This window comes from uncultured Desulfovibrio sp. (assembly GCF_910584445.1).
In the GTDB taxonomy this organism is placed as follows: Bacteria; Desulfobacterota; Desulfovibrionia; order Desulfovibrionales; family Desulfovibrionaceae; genus Desulfovibrio.
The window spans coordinates 29,898-47,611 of the sequence record NZ_CAJUBO010000022.1 but is presented as its reverse complement, the minus strand read 5'-3'; the positions used below and the strand labels follow the sequence as shown (position 1 = coordinate 47,611).

General features: G+C 53.8%; 15 protein-coding genes and 2 pseudogenes. 6 read left to right on the top strand and 11 right to left on the bottom strand.

The genetic code is table 11. The features are described from left to right. The 3 genes from QZ294_RS09805 to QZ294_RS09795 all read left to right on the top strand — a co-directional run. Positions 1-1,901 (top strand): type ISP restriction/modification enzyme (locus QZ294_RS09805; RefSeq protein WP_304392036.1); only part of this gene is annotated, 1,901 nt, incomplete at its 5' end. Between the two features lie 13 nt (positions 1,902-1,914). Next, entirely contained in the window at positions 1,915-3,951 is a 2,037-nt protein-coding gene (locus QZ294_RS09800; RefSeq protein ID WP_297049627.1) for a hypothetical protein, read from the top strand. A gap of 115 nt (positions 3,952-4,066) precedes the next feature. After that, positions 4,067-5,089, top strand: a complete 1,023-nt coding sequence (locus tag QZ294_RS09795) for a virulence RhuM family protein (RefSeq protein WP_297049624.1) — start codon at positions 4,067-4,069, stop codon at positions 5,087-5,089. Between the two features lie 341 nt (positions 5,090-5,430). Here the strand turns inward: QZ294_RS09795 and QZ294_RS11025 are convergent, their stop codons facing one another. The 4 genes and pseudogenes from QZ294_RS11025 to QZ294_RS09780 all read right to left on the bottom strand — a co-directional run. Continuing rightward, positions 5,431-5,601: an NUDIX domain-containing protein gene (locus QZ294_RS11025; RefSeq protein WP_300288435.1), complete on the bottom strand. Its 171-nt coding sequence runs from the start codon at positions 5,599-5,601 to the stop codon at positions 5,431-5,433. 359 nt (positions 5,602-5,960) lie between these two features. Further along, positions 5,961-6,263 (bottom strand): addiction module antidote protein, encoded by a 303-nt coding sequence (locus tag QZ294_RS09790; protein ID WP_297049621.1) that lies wholly within the window; start codon positions 6,261-6,263, stop codon positions 5,961-5,963. Further along, positions 6,256-6,549: a type II toxin-antitoxin system RelE/ParE family toxin gene (locus tag QZ294_RS09785; RefSeq protein WP_297049618.1), complete on the bottom strand. Its 294-nt coding sequence runs from the start codon at positions 6,547-6,549 to the stop codon at positions 6,256-6,258. Before QZ294_RS09785 ends, QZ294_RS09790 begins: the two co-directional genes overlap by 8 nt. A 279-nt stretch (positions 6,550-6,828) precedes the next feature. Continuing rightward, positions 6,829-6,912 (bottom strand): annotated as a pseudogene (locus tag QZ294_RS09780) (transposase); the annotation flags it as partial. 183 nt (positions 6,913-7,095) lie between these two features. On the opposite strand from QZ294_RS09780, the gene QZ294_RS09775 reads away from it, so the two are divergent. Together QZ294_RS09775 and QZ294_RS09770 are read left to right on the top strand one after the other, a co-directional pair. Then, complete coding sequence (locus QZ294_RS09775; protein ID WP_297049614.1) at positions 7,096-8,295, top strand: hypothetical protein; 1,200 nt, start codon at positions 7,096-7,098, stop codon at positions 8,293-8,295. A gap of 196 nt (positions 8,296-8,491) precedes the next feature. After that, positions 8,492-9,568: a sulfotransferase domain-containing protein gene (locus tag QZ294_RS09770; RefSeq protein ID WP_297049611.1), complete on the top strand. Its 1,077-nt coding sequence runs from the start codon at positions 8,492-8,494 to the stop codon at positions 9,566-9,568. An 8-nt stretch (positions 9,569-9,576) separates the two neighbouring features. Here QZ294_RS09770 and QZ294_RS09765 read toward each other — a convergent pair. Then, positions 9,577-9,716, bottom strand: a pseudogene (locus QZ294_RS09765) (IS5/IS1182 family transposase); the annotation flags it as partial. A gap of 460 nt (positions 9,717-10,176) precedes the next feature. Between QZ294_RS09765 and QZ294_RS09760 the strand changes: the two are divergent. Further along, positions 10,177-10,845, top strand: coding sequence for an amino acid ABC transporter permease (locus tag QZ294_RS09760; protein WP_297049608.1), 669 nt, complete (start codon positions 10,177-10,179; stop codon positions 10,843-10,845). Between the two features lie 531 nt (positions 10,846-11,376). Here the strand turns inward: QZ294_RS09760 and QZ294_RS09755 are convergent. The 6 genes from QZ294_RS09755 to murC all read right to left on the bottom strand — a co-directional run bounded on the left by QZ294_RS09755 (position 11,377) and on the right by murC (position 17,682). After that, the gene (locus QZ294_RS09755; RefSeq protein ID WP_297049605.1) at positions 11,377-11,580 is read right to left on the bottom strand and encodes a dual CXXC motif small (seleno)protein; all 204 of its coding nucleotides are present in this window, start codon (positions 11,578-11,580) and stop codon (positions 11,377-11,379) included. A 231-nt stretch (positions 11,581-11,811) separates the two neighbouring features. Beyond that, complete coding sequence (gene ftsZ, locus QZ294_RS09750; protein ID WP_297049602.1) at positions 11,812-13,137, bottom strand: cell division protein FtsZ; 1,326 nt, start codon at positions 13,135-13,137, stop codon at positions 11,812-11,814. 102 nt (positions 13,138-13,239) lie between these two features. Further along, on the bottom strand, positions 13,240-14,478 hold the full coding sequence (gene ftsA, locus QZ294_RS09745; RefSeq protein WP_297049599.1) for a cell division protein FtsA: 1,239 nt from the start codon (positions 14,476-14,478) through the stop codon (positions 13,240-13,242). A 42-nt stretch (positions 14,479-14,520) separates the two neighbouring features. Next, positions 14,521-15,429: an FtsQ-type POTRA domain-containing protein gene (locus tag QZ294_RS09740; protein WP_297049597.1), complete on the bottom strand. Its 909-nt coding sequence runs from the start codon at positions 15,427-15,429 to the stop codon at positions 14,521-14,523. Continuing rightward, positions 15,414-16,316, bottom strand: a complete 903-nt coding sequence (murB, locus tag QZ294_RS09735) for a UDP-N-acetylmuramate dehydrogenase (RefSeq protein ID WP_297049594.1) — start codon at positions 16,314-16,316, stop codon at positions 15,414-15,416. Before murB ends, QZ294_RS09740 begins: the two co-directional genes overlap by 16 nt. After that, a complete protein-coding gene (gene murC / locus QZ294_RS09730; protein ID WP_297049592.1) occupies positions 16,309-17,682 on the bottom strand; it encodes a UDP-N-acetylmuramate--L-alanine ligase in 1,374 nt (457 codons plus the stop codon). The genes murB and murC overlap by 8 nt, the downstream gene beginning before the upstream one ends. Positions 17,683-17,714: the final 32 nt, after the last annotated feature.

The window sequence follows — 17,714 nt, the reverse complement described above, 5'->3', positions numbered from 1 at the left end:
CCGTTATTAACTATTATGATATTGGTGATTATCTGAGTCGAGAAGAAAAACTTTCTATTATTGCCCAAAAGCGCAGTATCCTCAATCCCACCATGCAATGGCAGCAACTCCATCCCGATGCGCATGGAGACTGGCTTAATCAGCGCAACGACATTTTCGGCACATTCATCCCGCTGGGAGACAAGGACAACAAGGACAATAAACAGACTTTTTTTGCGCCGTATTATTCGAGAGGACTAGCAACTGGTCGTGACGCATGGTGCTACAATTTTTCACAAACAAATTTGCAGCAAAATATTCAGTCTACCATTGACTATTATAATGATGCTGTAAAATCAGGCGATGAAAAGCTGTTAATTGACTCCACTAAAATAAGCTGTACACGTGCATTTCAGAATGATTTTCAGAAGAAACGAACGAAGAATTTTGACGTGTCCGCAGTTATGCAGGCACTATACCGTCCTTTCTGTAAGCAGAATGTCTATTTTTCTGCTGCATTGAATGAAATGCAGTATCAAATGCCAAAACTCTTTCCCGCGACAGAAACTAAAAATCTTATTATTTGCGTAACAGGACCAGGTGGAAAAAGAGCAGACTTTAGTCAAATTATTCTAAAAAATATCTCTGATCTTCATTTACAGAGCGATGGAAGTCAGTGTTTTCCTCTTTACTATTATGAAAAAAAATCAATCTACCATCCCACATTGTTTGATAAAGATACAAACGCACAATACACGCGCAAGGATGGCATAACAAACTTCATTCTGGAACGCTGCTGGGAAAGCTACGGGCCGAAGGTCAGTAAGGAAGACATTTTCTATTATGTCTATGGCCTGCTGCATTCGCCGAATTACCATCGGACATTTGCGGCGGACTTGAAGAAGATGCTGCCGCGCTTGCCACTAGTGGAGAAGCCGTCGGATTTTTGGAGCTTCAGCAAAGCCGGGCGTGCGCTGGCGGAACTGCATCTGAACTATGAGACACAGCCCGCCTGCCCGGATGTAGAGGTTAAAGGAGCAGAAAGCTGCAAGTTCCATGTGGAGAAGATGCGCTTCGGTAAAACAGCCGTAGGCGCGGTGGATAAAAGTATCATTGAGTATAATCCGTGGATAAGGCTCTCTAACATTCCACTGGAAGCCTATGATTATGTGGTTAATGGCCGTTCAGCCATTGAATGGATTATGGAACGCTACCAAATCAAAACCGACAAGGCCAGCGGCATTATCAACGACCCCAACGATTGGGCCGAGGAGCATGGAAAGCCAAGGTATATCTTGGATCTGCTGCTGAGTCTTGTCACGGTTAGTCTGGAAACATTGAGGATTGTGCGGGCGCTACCCGCTCTTTCGTTTGTGGAGCAAGCCGCAACGGCTACAGCGGTAGATGCTGCCGCCACCAGATCCAAATTACATCCGCAACGATTCCCCCATCCTGGCCGCGAAGCGGCAATTCGTCAGCTGCTACCCTACATTCTTCAAGCACAACCTGGAATGGCGCGCGACAAAGCCTTTCAGCGGGCTTGGCTGGCTACCTTCCCCGAAGCCTGCGCCACCTTGCTTGGGGACAAAGCTCCGGCTTTCAAGGCGGCTTTTTCCCAGTCGGGATTGGGACAATTCGTTTTCGCTCCAGATGATCCTGTTCGCGTGAACAATCTTTGGAAGTCATGGCAGAAAAACTTGGGAGTTTTTGTAAATGCCAGCGCAGAGTGTTTTTTCTCCGGTAATATTCAATATCCTATTCAGAAAATCGAAGCCGTTATCCCTTTCATTCTGGAAGCAGGAGATATTTACGATCAAGGCATTGAGCAGCTTTTGACACAGGAGCGTTTCCGGAATGTCAGGCCAAAGCTGCAAGACTGTTTTACCAGGCTTGCGGAAGCCAAAGAAGCCATAGCCGCATGATGAGGAGGCAAACTTGCAATTTGATTCTTCTTCCACGCCGAAGCTTTGGTTCAAACGAATCGTCCTTTTCAAGGCGCTGAACCCCATTGAGGTTATACGCGAAATTGGCCTGCATCGTGGTTTAAATATCATTGTGGGGAAAGCCTCCTGTGATCCGGCTCTAGGAAATAACCCAATGGCTATGGCCGGTCATTCTGTTGGCAAGACAACCTTTTGCCGCCTTTTGCGCTACTGCCTTGGGGAACAGCATTTTTCTACAGTAAGCGGAGAACAGCATCTCCGGGAAAGCCTTCCGCATTCTTGGATTGGTGCAGAACTGGAGGTCATGGGAACTCCTTGGGCCGTCCTTCGTCCTTTAGGCGCACAAAAAATTCCATCTGTGGCCGGGAAAAATGCTTCCATTGAAGAATTGGTTACTGTAAAGGAGAATGATTTCAGCTATTTTGAGTTCCGCCAGGGACTGGACAAACTGTTGCCTCCTGACATCCATCACCCGGAATTTACTTATAAATGGGAACATCTGTTGTCATGGATGACGCGGGATCAGGAGTGCCGACTCAGAAAATTTGAAGTCTGGCGGGATAGTGATAGTTGCTCCGCGGTGCCGGTTTTTCGCAAACCAAAAGAATACCCGGTATACTTGGTTCGCGGGATGCTCGACCTGCTGGTTCCAGAAGAATCCGTATGGAGTCATACTTTGTCGGATCTTGTAAAAGAGCAATCAAGGTTGAAAGAAGAACAACAGAGGGCATTACTGGATGCTGACTATTTTTATCGGGATGCAAGCAAACGTCTTGCCGAGTTTATAGGGAAATTTCCTGATACAAGATCAGATTCTGTAGTACGCCTAGATGGTCCTGTCATGCAAGCAGAAAACTATAAGTATAAACTCAACGAAGAATATAAAAATCTTGAAAAGCGATTTGAGGAAGAAGATTATAATTTTCGCTACTGGAAACGTTATGTTGATAACGCGATAGAAAGCAAAAAACAGATTGAAGCTTTAATGATGGCTACTCCACATATGCCGGTAGCACCATCGTTAAATACAAAAATCCCGACAGAGTATGAGCAAAAACAGAGAGAATTGGCGAGCATTACGCATGAAATAAAGAATGGTACGGAGTGCCTCTTTGTTAATCAAATGCTCTTGGCTCAATGTAGTTATGTTATGGAGTATATAGAAAATTTGAAAAAATTTAAACCTGTTCTCTGTTTGTCGAAGGAGCGTCAGAAACTGGCTATCGCGGATATGGAACCGGAACAAAGCGAAAAAATTCGGGCTATCATCAAACAACAGGAACGCATCCAGGCTGCTTTGGATGAAGCCGAACGACAAGCTAAAGTTTATGACAGTGAGCGAAAAAAAATTCTAAAGGAACTCTCCTCGCTTGAAAAAGAAATGGAGCTGCTGGATCGGGCGATACAGGCATTTCAACGGGCGGAAAGCCTTTGCTCGGGAAGGGTGCAGGATACTGAAATTCAGCAGTTCAAGGAACGCCTGGAAAAAATTGATTCGGATATTTATCACGCAAAGAATCAGTTGGATTTTTTTCGAGGACAGTCCGCCAAAAGAGACCAGGGGCTTCAAAAACTTTTTGATGGACTTGTGCGTAGGATTCTTAAGGCGGATTATTCCGGTTCAATTGTAACATCTGCTGAAAATTTCACGCCCCAAATACGGCAAGGCAGTGCTATTGCTGGAGCGGCTGTGGAAAGTTTGAGTTTTGTTTTAATGGATATTGCCGCCATGTTGGCAGCTTCAAAAGGAATCGGCCATCATCCAGGATTTTTGGTACATGACAGCCCACGTGAAGCTGATCTTGATATTGATCCTTATCATAGCCTCTTTATCGAACTAGCTGCACTTACAGAAGAAAATGGTGGTAAAGATGGCGCGCCATTCCAATACATCATCACTACGACGACCGAACCGCCTGTGAAATTGAAGGATTTAATACGTCTGTCACTTGCGGCGCATCCAGAAGAAATGATGCTTTTCCGCAAGCAGTTGAAAAACAAGGGACCCTTGATGAGCGAAGCTGAATAGATATTATGCTATTTTATAGGGTTGAACAGCGTATCTACATTTATGAAAATATAAATTTATTTTGGCTCGCTTGTGGTCTTAGAGAGAAGTCCGCACTCAAAAGCAGGATAAAAATGTGCAAAATTTCCCACAACAAAGCCAATTTCTGATTTATCAAACCGAAGACGGCCGAATAAAAATTGATGTCCGTTTTGAGGATGAATCCGTCTGGCTCACTCAGCAGATGATGGCGGATTTGTTCCAGACGTCTAAACAAAATATAAGCCACCATATTAAAAGTATTTTTGAGGAAAGAGAGCTTTCTTCTGAGGCAACTGTCAAAAAATTTTTGACAGTTCAGCAGGAGGGAGTTCGTCAGGTTCAGCGCCAGTTGGAATACTATAATCTGGACATGATTATCTCTGTGGGATATCGGATCAAAAGCCATATTGCCACGCGCTTCCGCATATGGGCCACGCAGCAGCTTCGGGAGTTCATCGTCAAAGGTTTCGTGCTCGATGACGAACGGCTGAAGAATCCGGATCAGCCTTTTGACTATTTTGAAGAACTGCTCCGTCGCATTCAGGACATTCGAACCTCGGAGCGCCGTTTCTATCAAAAGATTACAGACATTTACGCCACCAGTATTGATTACGATCCCACAACCGAGGAAAGCCTCACCTTTTTCAAAACAGTTCAAAACAAGCTGCACTGGGCTATAACCGGCATGACGGCGGCGGAAATTATTCATAGCCGTGCGGACAGCAGCAAGCCATATATGGGCTTGACCACATGGCGCGGCGCAAAGCTTCGCAAGCAGGATGTGGGAATTGCCAAAAACTATCTGAGCGAAAAAGAACTTCTGGCGCTCAACAATCTGGTGGAGCAATATCTGCTCTTTGCCGAAAGGCAGGCCCGCTTACGCAAGCCCATGCACATGACCGACTGGATTGCCAGACTGGACGCCTTTCTTACACTCAACGATGGAGACATCCTCACACATGCCGGAAGTATTTCTCATGAGCTGGCTGTTGCCCATGCGGAACAGGAGTATGACAAGTTTTACCGGCAGCGACAGCTTGAGGCCGGGAAAAAGGAAAGTGACTTTGATAAAGCCGTAAAGGCGTTAACTAACGAAAAAAATGAAGCAAACAGGTAATTGTCCAGCCACGTTTCAAAAAGAATTTTAAGAAACTTTAATTTTTGAGGTATTTTTGTAGGTGTCAGAGAGAGTAAATATATAAAAATATAACAAATTCAATTTATTATGCTTTAATTTTTATCCCGTTGGTGACGCCAGCTTTCCGGGTTCCGCGATTTGAGCATGTGCAAATTTATGTGCAAATCGCCTTTTTCAGAGGAGCGAAGGGTACGATCTTCGCTCCTTCCTTTTTGGTGAACGCCGCTTCTATTTTATCTGCCTGAATACCCAGGGACTTGATGTAGCGGGCCGTTGTCGTCGGTGACTGATGCCGGAGCATGGCCTACACAGTGGGAAGATCAAGACCGGCGTAGGCCAGAATCGTCGCGGCAAGATTCCCAGTCGCCGAAATACCCCGCTTCTTCCACGGCCTCGCGGGCCATGCAGTCCAGCAAGGTTTCTCCGGGTTCCAGCTTGCCGCCCATGCCGTTGAGCTTTCCGGCCTGAAATTCCGGGTGATCGCGGCGCAGGAGATAGACGTGTTCCAGATCAATCGAAAAGTTCTCCCAGAGATGAGGCGCGGAGGGACAGCATCATGCCACCTCCGCAAGCGCGGCGCGCGGCGTAGAGTTTTTCGCGCAGCGCTTCGCGCTGATCCCGCAGGTTCTGGTTTTCTTTGTCCCGACTGTCGATTGTGGAATATGCTACGTACTGCGGTTCCCGTGCCCGGAGTGCGGGTAATTCGCGGTTGCACGTGAACGCGCTTTTCGGCTGCCGGGGCCGGGCGCGGAGCCGCGCTTCCCGGTGATACGACACACGGAAAACGGAACACGGCGCGGATTTTCCGCGCCGTGCCCTTACCGCGTAGCGGTCGAAATTTTTTGAGTTTTTACGCGGCGGTCTTTTTTCTCATGACCAGAGCATAACCAAGAGCCTCCGCAACTTTCCACAGGGTATGGAAGCCAGGATTGCCCTTTTCGGAAAGGGATTGATACAGGCTTTCCCTGGGGATTCCCGTCTCTCTGGCAAGTTTTGACATGCCCTTGGCACGGGCAATGGTATTCAATGCCTGCAAAAAAGCCTGCGGATCATTCTCGCTACTGACTTCATCAAGATATTCCTGAATGTCAGCCTCATTTTTCAAATAATCCGCTGCGTCAAACCTGGAAACTGTCAAGAGTTCGCTATCCATGTATCTGCCTCCATATTTCAAGGGCAAGACGTATATCCGTCTGCTGTGAAGATTTGTCGCCACCACACAAAAGCAGGTAAACAGTTTCGCCTTTCTTTGCGTAATACAGGCGGTAGCCTGGGCCGTAGTCAATGCGCATTTCCCAAACAGGACCATCCACATTTTTATGGTCGCCGAAGTTCCCTTGTTCGGCCTGCTCGATTCTGCGCACGATTTTCATTCTGGCTTTTCCGTCGCGCAGAGATGTCAGCCATTTGTCAAAATATCCTGTCTTCAGCATTTCCATGGGAAAAATGTAAGATATATATTACGAACGGTCAAGAGAACTTTTTGCGAGGCAGGTGCTTTTATGCTATCGGCAGGCGGTGCTTTGCCGTTTCAAGTTCTGGCTGCTTTGCTGGCAGGCGGCACGTGGGGTAATGCAACGAACGGCGGTTCCCGTGCCCGGAATGCGAATAATTCGCAGTTGAACGTGAACGCGAATATCGGCTGCCAGGGCCAGGCGCGGATACGGGGGCGAAGCCACTCCGGCTGAACGGCACGGCCATGTCCCGCATACCGTGGGGCACAAGCCCACCACACGCATGCCGGCTTCGGCCTGACGCAAGATTCCGATGATTTGCTCTTCGCTGAATCGACTCCGTTTCATGGCTGTGCTCCTATGCCAGGAACACTACCTTTTCAATGGATCAGTTTTTGGGGGAGGGGTCACAGTACACTAACCTATCACTGGTGTCGTGAATGGGAGTGGAGCACATAGCCGGACAGTAATGGGGTATATCTTTCATACATTAGGAGAGGATCTTATCCCCAATATTTTATGGAGCGGAGAATGTCAAAATTACCCATATTATTAAAGAAAACAGCAAAACATATTCTTCCAAAATATGTTATTCACCTTATTCGTGCTAGCAAAAGGTATTTTTCCAATATTCCTGCTGAATCGCCCCAAATTTCCCAATCCCAAGGTGTACCTTCCCCCGATTTTTATTTGCTCTGCGGGCGTGGTAGCCGAACTAATTCTTTGATCTATTATCTCAATTTAATGGGATTTCCTACGACATCGCCGATACGCGGAGAATACAAAACTGGCAGACACATAAATTCGTTATATCCTCACCCAAAAAGTAAATATAGCTTTGGATATGGAATAACACTTGACCGGACTTTATTAAAAGATAAGCCACTCTCCTATGGCACTCGTGGTCAAAATGTCATTCAACTTATACGTGACCCAATTGATGCCTTGGTCGCTTGGATTAATTGGCACGTTGCGTGCGCGATATTCCCACATCCAAACTACGCTGTTGAACTTTCAGTCTTTAATGATGTTATGATTCCGAAATTTGTTGATGAGTGGGTAGATTGGATATGTAAATTTACATCCTTACGTGCTTCCATTGATACAAGGACAAAAGAAACATTTTTTGTAGACCATAAAGATCTTGCACCTGATTTCTGCCTTGCTACATTGGGATACATACATGCTTCTCTTTCATCTCTCCCGTTTATCCCCTCCGAAGAATTAAAACAAAGCTGCCAAATAGATTTTGACAATATTGAGAACCTTACATGGCATTATCAACCGTTTAAAGGTGTGGGCCAGAATCTAATTTTCCCTGCGATTACGCAAATATCTGTCATTCCCTTGCCATTGCATGATTTTTTTCGCAATACATGGGAAGAAGCCCATTGTCTGGATATAGTGGAGTATAATAATTTAAACTATATGATATCAGTTCCTAAAAACTATTTCTTGGACTCTTTTAATTCACGCGAGAAAAAATTATGGAACCGGAAGCACAGAGAAGCTCTCAAAGAAGTGCTTGAAATACATTTGGCCCACAGAAATCTTTCTATGGACTTATATAACGAAATTCACTATACACCTGAAAGGCTGATTAAAATTCTTAAGGCGAGACCGCATACCCATAAAAAGTTTATGGATGTTATGGATGCGGAAATTCGCTTACCATTAAAAATAGTTCCACATAAAATCGAAAGGTGGAAGAATTTCCACAAACTCTACTGAATATACAACGCTGAATGCGTTCTGGAGTTCCATAGAATTTATAAACGCGGACCTTTCATGTAATCGCCCCCCTTCACGATATCAAGGATAAGTTAGAACTCCCTGTCAGGATTGAGCGTGATGGAGCACGGGTGGTAAGGAGCTTGGCAGGAAGTGAGTCAAATCTGCTCATGCAGCATATTATGTAGAGGTATCAATGATAAAAATCAGAAAAATGTGCAAGGGCTTTTCGCCAGATTTTTATTATCTGTGTGGACATGGTACAGGGGCTGCTTCGTTAGTGTATTTTTTTAATCTTCTTGGATTCCCGGTAACTTTATGGACAGGATTTGATGACGGTAAAGCTCTGTCGGTGAAATATCCTGCAACTTTGCACGATGGATCAGGTCTCAAGGGGCTTACAGTTGACCGGGTAATAAAGGGGACGCGCTTAAGCTACGGAGATAATTCTCAAAAAGTTATTCAGTCTATTCGCGATCCTATTGATACTATCGTTTCAAGTATGAATTATTATTTTGGCGTTTCATGCTGTCAATTTAATGGATTTACTACGGATTTGAGCTGTTTTAATACGGAATTATTATTTAACCATATAAAAGAATGGCTAAATTTCTCGTGTTGTTTTACTTCTACATATAATGGGATTCAAGTTAATCATAACAAAATCTTTTATATGGAATTTAATGATATTCTTGCTGATACGTTGCACGCATCATTAGTCGATTTATGCAAGTTTCTTGAAGTATCTTCACCCACCCTAAGTACGGATGAGTTCAAGGAAAAGTGCAAGTATAAGTATAATTCCTTTATTAATAGGTTATGGCTCTATCAAAAATCCTGTTTTTGCGGAAATCCACAGAAAGGAATGATTTTGGCCGATATAGAGATAACTCCCAAATTTTTATACGAATATGGAAGAAATACATGGTTTACAAGTACTATCATTGATGAAGTTAAGCATAATGATATTGAATATGTACTATCAATCAGGAATGATTTGGGGGGATCTTCAAACGCTAAGTCCTGGAATAAGCAAAAAAGAGAATGTATAAAAAAAATTATAGACATCCGTTTAAAAAAATTTGAATTATCATTGGAGCTTTATAAAAAATACGCAATGACTTCTGAAAAATTGATTGAGCTTCTTCGTACAAGGCAAAAATTCTATGATAATCTTCGGAAAAAGTTGGAATATGAAATTAGCATGCCCCTAAAATACGTTCCGAAAAAAGTGCAACGATGGAAAAATTTTCATTCCATGTACAGTTGTTGATAGCGTCGTCATTTGATTTCAGCCCAAATGGCGATGCATCTGGTATGGACTGCCACCAGGAATGAAGCAGTATTTTTGACATATCGTGTGGCAATTCCGCACCAACGCTTCAATTCCCAAGCATATTCGCGAGATGACGGAGACGATAGGTGACCGTCCCCCCTTCACGATACCAAGGATAAGGTAGTTATCCCTGTCAGGTTTGAGGGTTGATGGGGCGCCCGGTACGTCTCAGGGCATTGCCACCCAAGAGCGCTGTGGGGGCGGTTGCAGTTATACTCCTGCCGCCGTTCCTCTGCCAGTTCCCGCAGGCGTCGGCGGAGGTCCGCATCCCGGGCCGGGAGCCAGCACCGCGCGGTTCCCGGCGTATTGTATGAAAAAAATCTCCCGTCCGGGCGGTTCGGATACTTTCATTGCCAAACCGCTCGAAAAAATACGGCTTCCCGCCATTCCGGGGCTGCCCGTGCCCCGGCCGGCGGGAAGTTCTTTTTTGTTGCGCGACGGGGAGGAATCCCCTACCGTAACAGCTTGCGCCACACACCGGAGCCAGCCTGCCGCCGCGCGGGCGCGGCCCCGTGGACTCCCTGACCGCAGGATCGCAGGCCGTCATGCTGGATACGGTTTTTTTCACCAACGAGCTTTTGCCCGCCCTCAACAAGGGGCTTCTTGTCTCGCTGGCGCTCATCATTCCGGCGGCGAGCCTCGGCTTTGCGGGCGGCGTGGCCCTGGGCTGTGCCCGCGCCTTCGGCCCGCGCTGGCTGCGCCGCCTCGGCGACGGCTATACCGCTCTTCTGCGCGGGGTGCCGCTGGCTATCCAGCTGATGATGATCTACTACGCCCTGCCCAAGCTCGGCATCTATTTCGCGCCCTATGGCGCGGCGCTCACGGCCTTCATCCTCTGCACGTCCGCCTATCAGTCGGAATATGTGCGTGGCGCGCTGCTCTCCATCCGCCGGGGGCAGATCCTGGCCGCCCAGGCCCTGGGCTTCACCCCCTGGCAGACCGTGTTCTGGATCGTGGTGCCCCAGGCCGCGCGCCGGGCGCTCCCCGGCTGCGGCAACGAGATCGTCTATCTCATCAAGTACAGTTCCCTCGCCTATCTCGTCACCTGCATGGAACTCATGGGCGAAGGCAAGGTGGTGGCCTCGGACACATTCCGCTTCACCGAGGTTTTTCTCACGGTGGGCGCCTACTACCTCATCATGGTCACGCTGGCGAGCTGGCTTTTGCACTGGCTTGAGCGGCGCGCCCACATCCCCGGCTTCGGCACGCTCTGAGGCACCGGCGGCGCGGCATTTGCGGCCACAGGGCCAGCGATGACGCGGAACCAGCAGTATTTTCCCGGAAAAACAGTTCATTGAAAGAACCGTTACAAACTCTTTTTCCCTCCACAGAAACTGCACAACGTCATCCCGTCGAGCAACGACGCCACAGCCAGGCGGTACGCGCACGGCGCGTCGCTGCTTTTCCCACAGCAAAATGCTCTGCGGACCAGTGACCGTGCCGCGCCTGCGCGGCAGATGCCCTTGCAGGCGGGCCGGTCCAGTACCTGCGCCCTTTGCCGCCAGCAAACGATATATCCGCGTCCGGTGCCGGATCTCAGCTGTCAACAGGGCAAGGACAGTCCGGATATGGATTTTTTATATCAGTTATTCCCCACACCCGTGGGGATGACCAAGCCTGGCAGAGGGGCACGGCTACGTCCAAGGCATGCCCCATCCATGAGTAGCGGCGCACGCGCGAAGTCCGCACAAGGCTCTCCCGCCGGCATGCTGCCCCCGGGGCGCTTCCGGCGGCGACCAGCGGCGCTAGATCCGGTCGCAATAGACGTTTTCGAGGAAACGCTCCATGGCGTCATCGGCGTTGCCGATGAAGTCTTTCAGGGGGAATTGCGTGCCGCACGCGGGGCAACGCATGCGGACTTCATGGCAGGAACGTTCGATATGCAGCGGCGCGCCGCAAGCGGGACAGGGCAGCGAGGTTTCAGCGTCTCTGGGTCCGAAAAAGGACATGGCAGCCTCGATCTTCTGAAAAAATACCGCACTGGGAGCCCCCCAATGGGGCTCCCGGCGGGCATTTCAGGGCCGAAGAGGCAAGCCCTGAAAAGTTATCATCCTGGAAAGCGGGCGGATTCCCGGCCGGCAGTGCGCGAAGAAACGGCCTTCTCACGCTTTTCCGCCGCAGTACGAAGCGGACGTCCGCTCCCGCGCCCGCCAGTTGGATCCTTTCCTTGCCAAACCGCTCTAATTGGGCTGGCTCCTGATGAAGGTCGGGATCTCGAAATCATCTTCATCATAGATGAAGTCATCGTGTCCCGGACGATGCGGGCGGCGCGGCTGCTGCCCCAGGGTCTCCCGCTTGAGCAGGTAGGGAGGCCGCGTGCTTTTCTCCTCGTACCAGCGTTCCACCTCGGCGCGGCGCGAGGGACGCGGCGCGCGTTCCTCGCCGTCAGCCTCGGCGGTGCGCACCAGGCTCCCCTGCTGGAGACGCCGGGGACGCGCCGGAGTCGCCATGGCGTCCGGCCCGGGCTGGCGGAAATCCGTCACCTTGGCCTGGCCTTCCGCCGCGGCTTCAGGCGCGGCCTGGGCCTGCACAGGCTCAATGCCCGTGGCAATGACCGTCAGGTGCAACTCGTCGCCGATGCTCTCGTCGAACACGACGCCAAAGATGATATTGGCTTCCTCGGGGGCGGCCTCGCCGATCAAGGTGCCGATCTCTTCGATCTCCTCGGCGGTGATGTCCATGGGCGCGGTGATGTTGTAAAGGATGGCCTTGGCGCTCTCCAGCGAGACATCATCAAGGAGCGGGCTGCTGATGGCCCGCTGCGCCGCCTCGCGGGCGCGGTTTTCACCGGAGGCCATGCCCGTGCCCATGAGGGCGGGTCCTGCTTCGCTCATGGTGGTGCGGACGTCGGCAAAATCGAGATTGATCAGGCCCTCGCTGACAATGACATCGGAAATGCCCTTGACCGCATAATACAGCACATCGTTGGCGCGCTGGAGCATTTCCGTGAACGGCACCTTGGACATCTTGGGCGCGCCGGTCCGCAGCCGGTCATTGGGGATGGTGATCAGGCAATCCACATGCTTGCGGAATTCCTCAAGCCCGGACTCTGCCGCGCGCTTGCGCTTGACGCCCTCCCAGCTGAACGGCGTGGTGACGACGCCCACGGTCAGCGCCCCCAGCTCCTTGGCGGCCTGCGCCACCACCGGCGCGGCGCCCGTGCCGGTGCCGCCGCCCATGCCGGCCGTGACAAAGACCATGTCCGCATCGCCGATGGCCTCGCGGATGGCATTGACGCTTTCCACGGCTGCCTCACGCCCGATGGCGGGATTGGCGCCGGCGCCAAGCCCCTTGGTGAGCTTTTCGCCAAGCTGCACCTTGAGCGCCCTGTCGTTCTTGTTCAACGCCTGAAGGTCGGTATTGGCGCAGACGAACTGCACACCACGCAGGCCGGAATCGATCATGTGACGCACGGCATTGCCCCCGCCGCCACCGACACCGATGACCTTGATTTTCGCGTTCCCGGACATGGTGGTGTCGATATCGTCAACAATGGACTGCGTCATCTCCCCTCTCCTTGGTTGCTGTCCCCGTTTTGCCCGCCTGTGGCGCCGTTGGCGCGGCGCCTGGTGTCCAGAGCGTTTTCGCAATGAAATTGCGGGAATGCTCTAGGAAATATCCGAAAACCATTTTTTCATGCGCGCGAGGACACCGTCGAAAATGCCCGTCTCGTTGCGCACGCTGAATTTTTTCTGGCCCGAAAGCTCCCGTTCCGCCCCGTAGCGCAAGAGGCCCACGGCCGTGGAAAACTTGGGGCTGTTGACCACGTCCTTGAGTCCCGTCACATTGCGCGGATAGCCGATGCGCGTGGGCAGCCCGAAAATCTGTTCGCCAAGTTCCTGGCAGCCGTCCATGAGGGCGGTGCCGCCGGTCAGCACGACCCCCGCGCCGATGAGCTTCTTGTAGCCGGAGCGTTCCAGCGACTGATCCACAAGGTAGAGGATCTCCTCCATGCGAGGCTCGCAGATCTCCGTCAGCAGGCGGCGCGAAAGGCGCTGCGGCTCCCGGCCGCCCACGCTGGGCACCTCGATCAGCTCGTCCCCCGGACCCAGCAGGTCAGTCAGGGCGCAGCCGTACTTGACCTTGATCTTTTCCGCCGCGGCGACCGGCGTACGCAGGCCGAACGCGATGTCATTGGAAAGATTCTGCCCGCCCAGGGCAAGCACCGCCGTGTGCTTGATGGCATCGTTGGCAAAAATGGCGATGTCCGTGGTGCCGCCGCCCAGGTCCACCAGGGCCACGCCGATCTCGCGCTCCTCCTCGGTGAGGACGGCCTTGGCCGACGCGAGCGACTCCAGGGCGATGTCGGAAACCTCAAGCTGGCTGCGGTGACAGGAACGCACGATGTTCTGCGCGGACGACACGGCGCCGGTGACGATATGCACGTCCACCTCAAGGCGCACGCCCGCCATGCCGAGCGGGTCGGCGATGCCCCGCTGGCTGTCGACGATATATTCCTGCGGCAGGATGTGGATGACCTCTCTGTCCAGAGGGATCGCCACCGCCCGCGCGGCATCCAGGGCGCGGTCCACATCACGCTGGGTCACCTCGCCGCCCTTGACGGCGATGATGCCGTGGCTGTTGATGCCCATGATATGGCTGCCGGCAATGCCCACATAGACCGAATGGATCTGGCAGCCGGCCATGAGTTCCGCGTCTTCCACCGCCTTGCGGATGGACTGGACGGTCTGCTCGATGTTGACCACCACGCCCTTTCGCAACCCCGTGGAGACGCTGGTGCCGATGCCGACCACATCCACCTGGCCCGTATCGGTCAGTTCGCCCACCACGGCGCAGATTTTCGTCGTTCCGATGTCAAGGCCGACGATGAGCGCGGATTTGTTCATCTCCCTCTCCTCAGAAGCCCGGGACGCCGCAAGGCGCCGTGTTCACTGCCGCGCGGGCTGGTTGCGGATCACCCAGACATTTCCGTCCACGGCGCGCGCTTCGCGCACCCCGCCAAGTTCGTGCCGTCGCGCCAGGTCTCCCAGGGCCATGCCCAACCGGGCAAGGTTGCCCTCCCAGTCGTCGGTGGCGATGGAAAGGCGCATTTCCCGGTCTTCGAGATACAGCTCCACGCCGCGCGCCGGACTCAGCGTCACCTGGGCAATGGCGCCCGCCTCTATGGGCAGGCCGCCCCCCTGCACATCCTTGAGCAATCGCGCGAGGTAGGGCGTCGCCTCCTCGGCTCCGGGTTCGATGCGCAGGGTCGGCAGGGAAAGAAAATTCTTGCTCTCCACCGGGGCGATGATGCCGCCGCGCTCATTGGCGTAATACAGCACGCCATCCTTGTGCACCCAGAACGAAGGCATCCGTTCCTTGAGCTTGATGACGAACCTGTCCGGCAGCAGCCGCTTGACCGAAGCCTCTTCCACCCACGGGGTATCGCGCAGGTTGCGTTCCACTTCGGCGATGCTCACCGCCAGGCTGTTGTCTCCCTCGCCGATGCCCCCGTACTGGAGCACCATTTCGCGCGAAAGCCGCACATTGCCCGCCACATCCACATGCTTTGTGGCAAAAAACTCACTCGTCAGCGCCTTGCCATAGAGCCAGAGCGAAACGGCACATATCCCCGCCAGCGTCAGCCCCGCCGCCAGCAGCACCAGGGCGCCCACGGCCAGATTCCGCACGCTGGCGGAAGCGCCGCGCCTGTCCCCCCGCGGGGCGCCTCCCCCGCGCCGGAAGCCCGGCAGCCGCAGGGAGGAAAGCACACGCCCAAGCCCCGCAAACCGCGCCTCCTTCGGCGCCGTATAGACATTGCGGGACTTGCGGCCGCTTCGCCTCAACGCCGACGGCACGGCACTATCCTGACCTCCGGCTCAAGCTCATGGCCGAAACGCCGGCGCACCGTCTCCCGCGCTTCGGAAAGGAGCGTCAGCGCCGCTTCCGCGCTGCCCCCGCCTTCATGCACCAAAAAATTCGCATGCAGGGACGAAAATGCCATGCCCCCCAACCGCCGGCCCCGAAACCCCGCAAGCTCCAGAAGCTTGCCCGCCGCCACTCCGGGCGCCGGATTCCTGAACGCGCAGCCCGCGCTCCAGGCCGTGACCGGCTGTTTAGACTTTTTCTCAAAAAAGTTGAGACGCATGCGTTTAGCAATGCCATCCTTTGTGTCCGGGGTCAAGCCAAATATGGCTTCCAGCACAAGAAAATCGCTCTTCTGCGCCTCACCGACGCCCCCAATGGCAAGAGTCCGGTACCCGGCCCGGAGCGCAGAGGCGTCGACATCCAAAATCCGCCCGTCCAGCGCGATCTTCAGCCGCTCCACGCGGCTGCATGTCTCCACGCCGAACGATCCCGCGTTCATGGCGACCGCGCCGCCAACGCTGCCCGGTATGCCGGCCAGCCCTTCAAGGCCGCTCAGGCCGTTGGCCGCGCAAAAACGCAGCAGACGCGGGAGCGGCACGCCCGCCCCGGCCCGGACGAGCGTTTTCCCCCCGCGGGAGCCGATGACCTCCGGACCCGTGAGGAACTGCGGGCGCACGAGGACCAGGGGCAGTTCCCCGTCCAGGGCCAGAAGATTGCTGCCCCGGCCGAGGAAAAGCGGTTCGCCGCCCAGCGCGGCGAGGCGTTCGCCCAGAGCCTGCACATCCTCGTACGTTTCGAGCACAAGCTCGGCGATGGCCGTGCCGCCGAGGCGCAGGGTGGTGCGCTCGGCAAGGAGCGGCGCGGGGATCTCACGCATGCGTCGTTCCTTCGAGCCAGGCCGGCCCAATGCGGGTGATGGAACCCGCGCCCAGGGTGAGGAGCACATCGCCGGGCTTCAGTTCCGCATCCAGAGCGCCGCGCAGGTCGTCCAGCGTGCGGCAATACCGCATGGGCGTGCCGCAGACCTGCTGGATGCCATCGGCAAGGCTCTGGCCCGACACGCCGGGAATGGGCTTTTCCGAGGCGGCATAGATCTCCGTGAGCAGGAGGGCATCGGCCAGTTCAAACACCTTGCAGAATTCGCCGAAATGCGCCTGGGTGCGGCTGAAGCGGTGCGGCTGGAACGCCGCCACGATGCGGCGCCCGGGAAAGACCTCGCGCGCGGTACGCAGGGTGGCCTCGATCTCGGCGGGGTGGTGCCCATAGTCGTCCACCACGGTCACGCCGTCACGCTCCCCCTTGAACTCAAAGCGGCGCCCCACGCCGCGGAACCCCTCAAGGCCGCCCGCGCACACGGAAAACGGGATATCCGCCACCAGCGCGGCGCCAATGGCGGCCAGGGCATTGAGGATATTGTGTCGCCCCGGGTGGGGCAGCGTCACCTCGCCCAGCCGGCGCTCCCCGTGCCAGACGGCGAAACGGCTGCGCGGCCCGCATTCCAGCGGTTGCGCACGCAGGTCGTTGTCCCCGGCAAAACCGTAGGTCGCCACGGGCCGCTTGACCCTGGGCAAAAGGGCGCGCACGCCGGGGTCATCGCCGCAGACGATGTTCATGCCGTAGAACGGCACCTTGTTCATGAAGCGGACAAAGGCGTCGTCAAGGGCTTCGCGGTTTCGGTAGTGGTCCATGTGGTCGTCGTCCACATTGGTGACGACGTTGACGATCGGCAACAGACACAGGAACGATCCGTCGGACTCGTCCGCCTCGGCGATGAGATAGTCGCCCCGCCCGAGATGCGCGTTGGCCCCGTACACATTGAGGCGGCCGCCGATGATGACCGTGGGGTCGAGACCGGCCGCATCGAAAATGGACGCCGTGAGCGAGGTGGTGGTCGTCTTGCCGTGCGTGCCCGCAATGGCGACGCCCTGGCGCAGGCGCATAAGCTCGGCGAGCATCTCCGCACGGGGGATGACCGCGATATTGCGCCGCCGCGCCTCCATGACCTCAGGATTGTCATCGGCAATGGCCGTGGACTTGACGAGCACCTGGACGTCACCCACGTTTTCCGCCGCATGGCCCACGGCCACCGTGGCCCCAAGTTCGCGCAGATGGCGCACCACGGAAGACTCCGCCATGTCGGAGCCGGAGATCTCGTAGCCTTCGCTGAGCAGGACCTCGGCAATGCCGCTCATGCCCGCTCCGCCGATGCCCACCATGTGGATACGCCGAATCTTGCTCTTCATCTCTCCCCCATACAAAAAAAATCGCTCCTGCG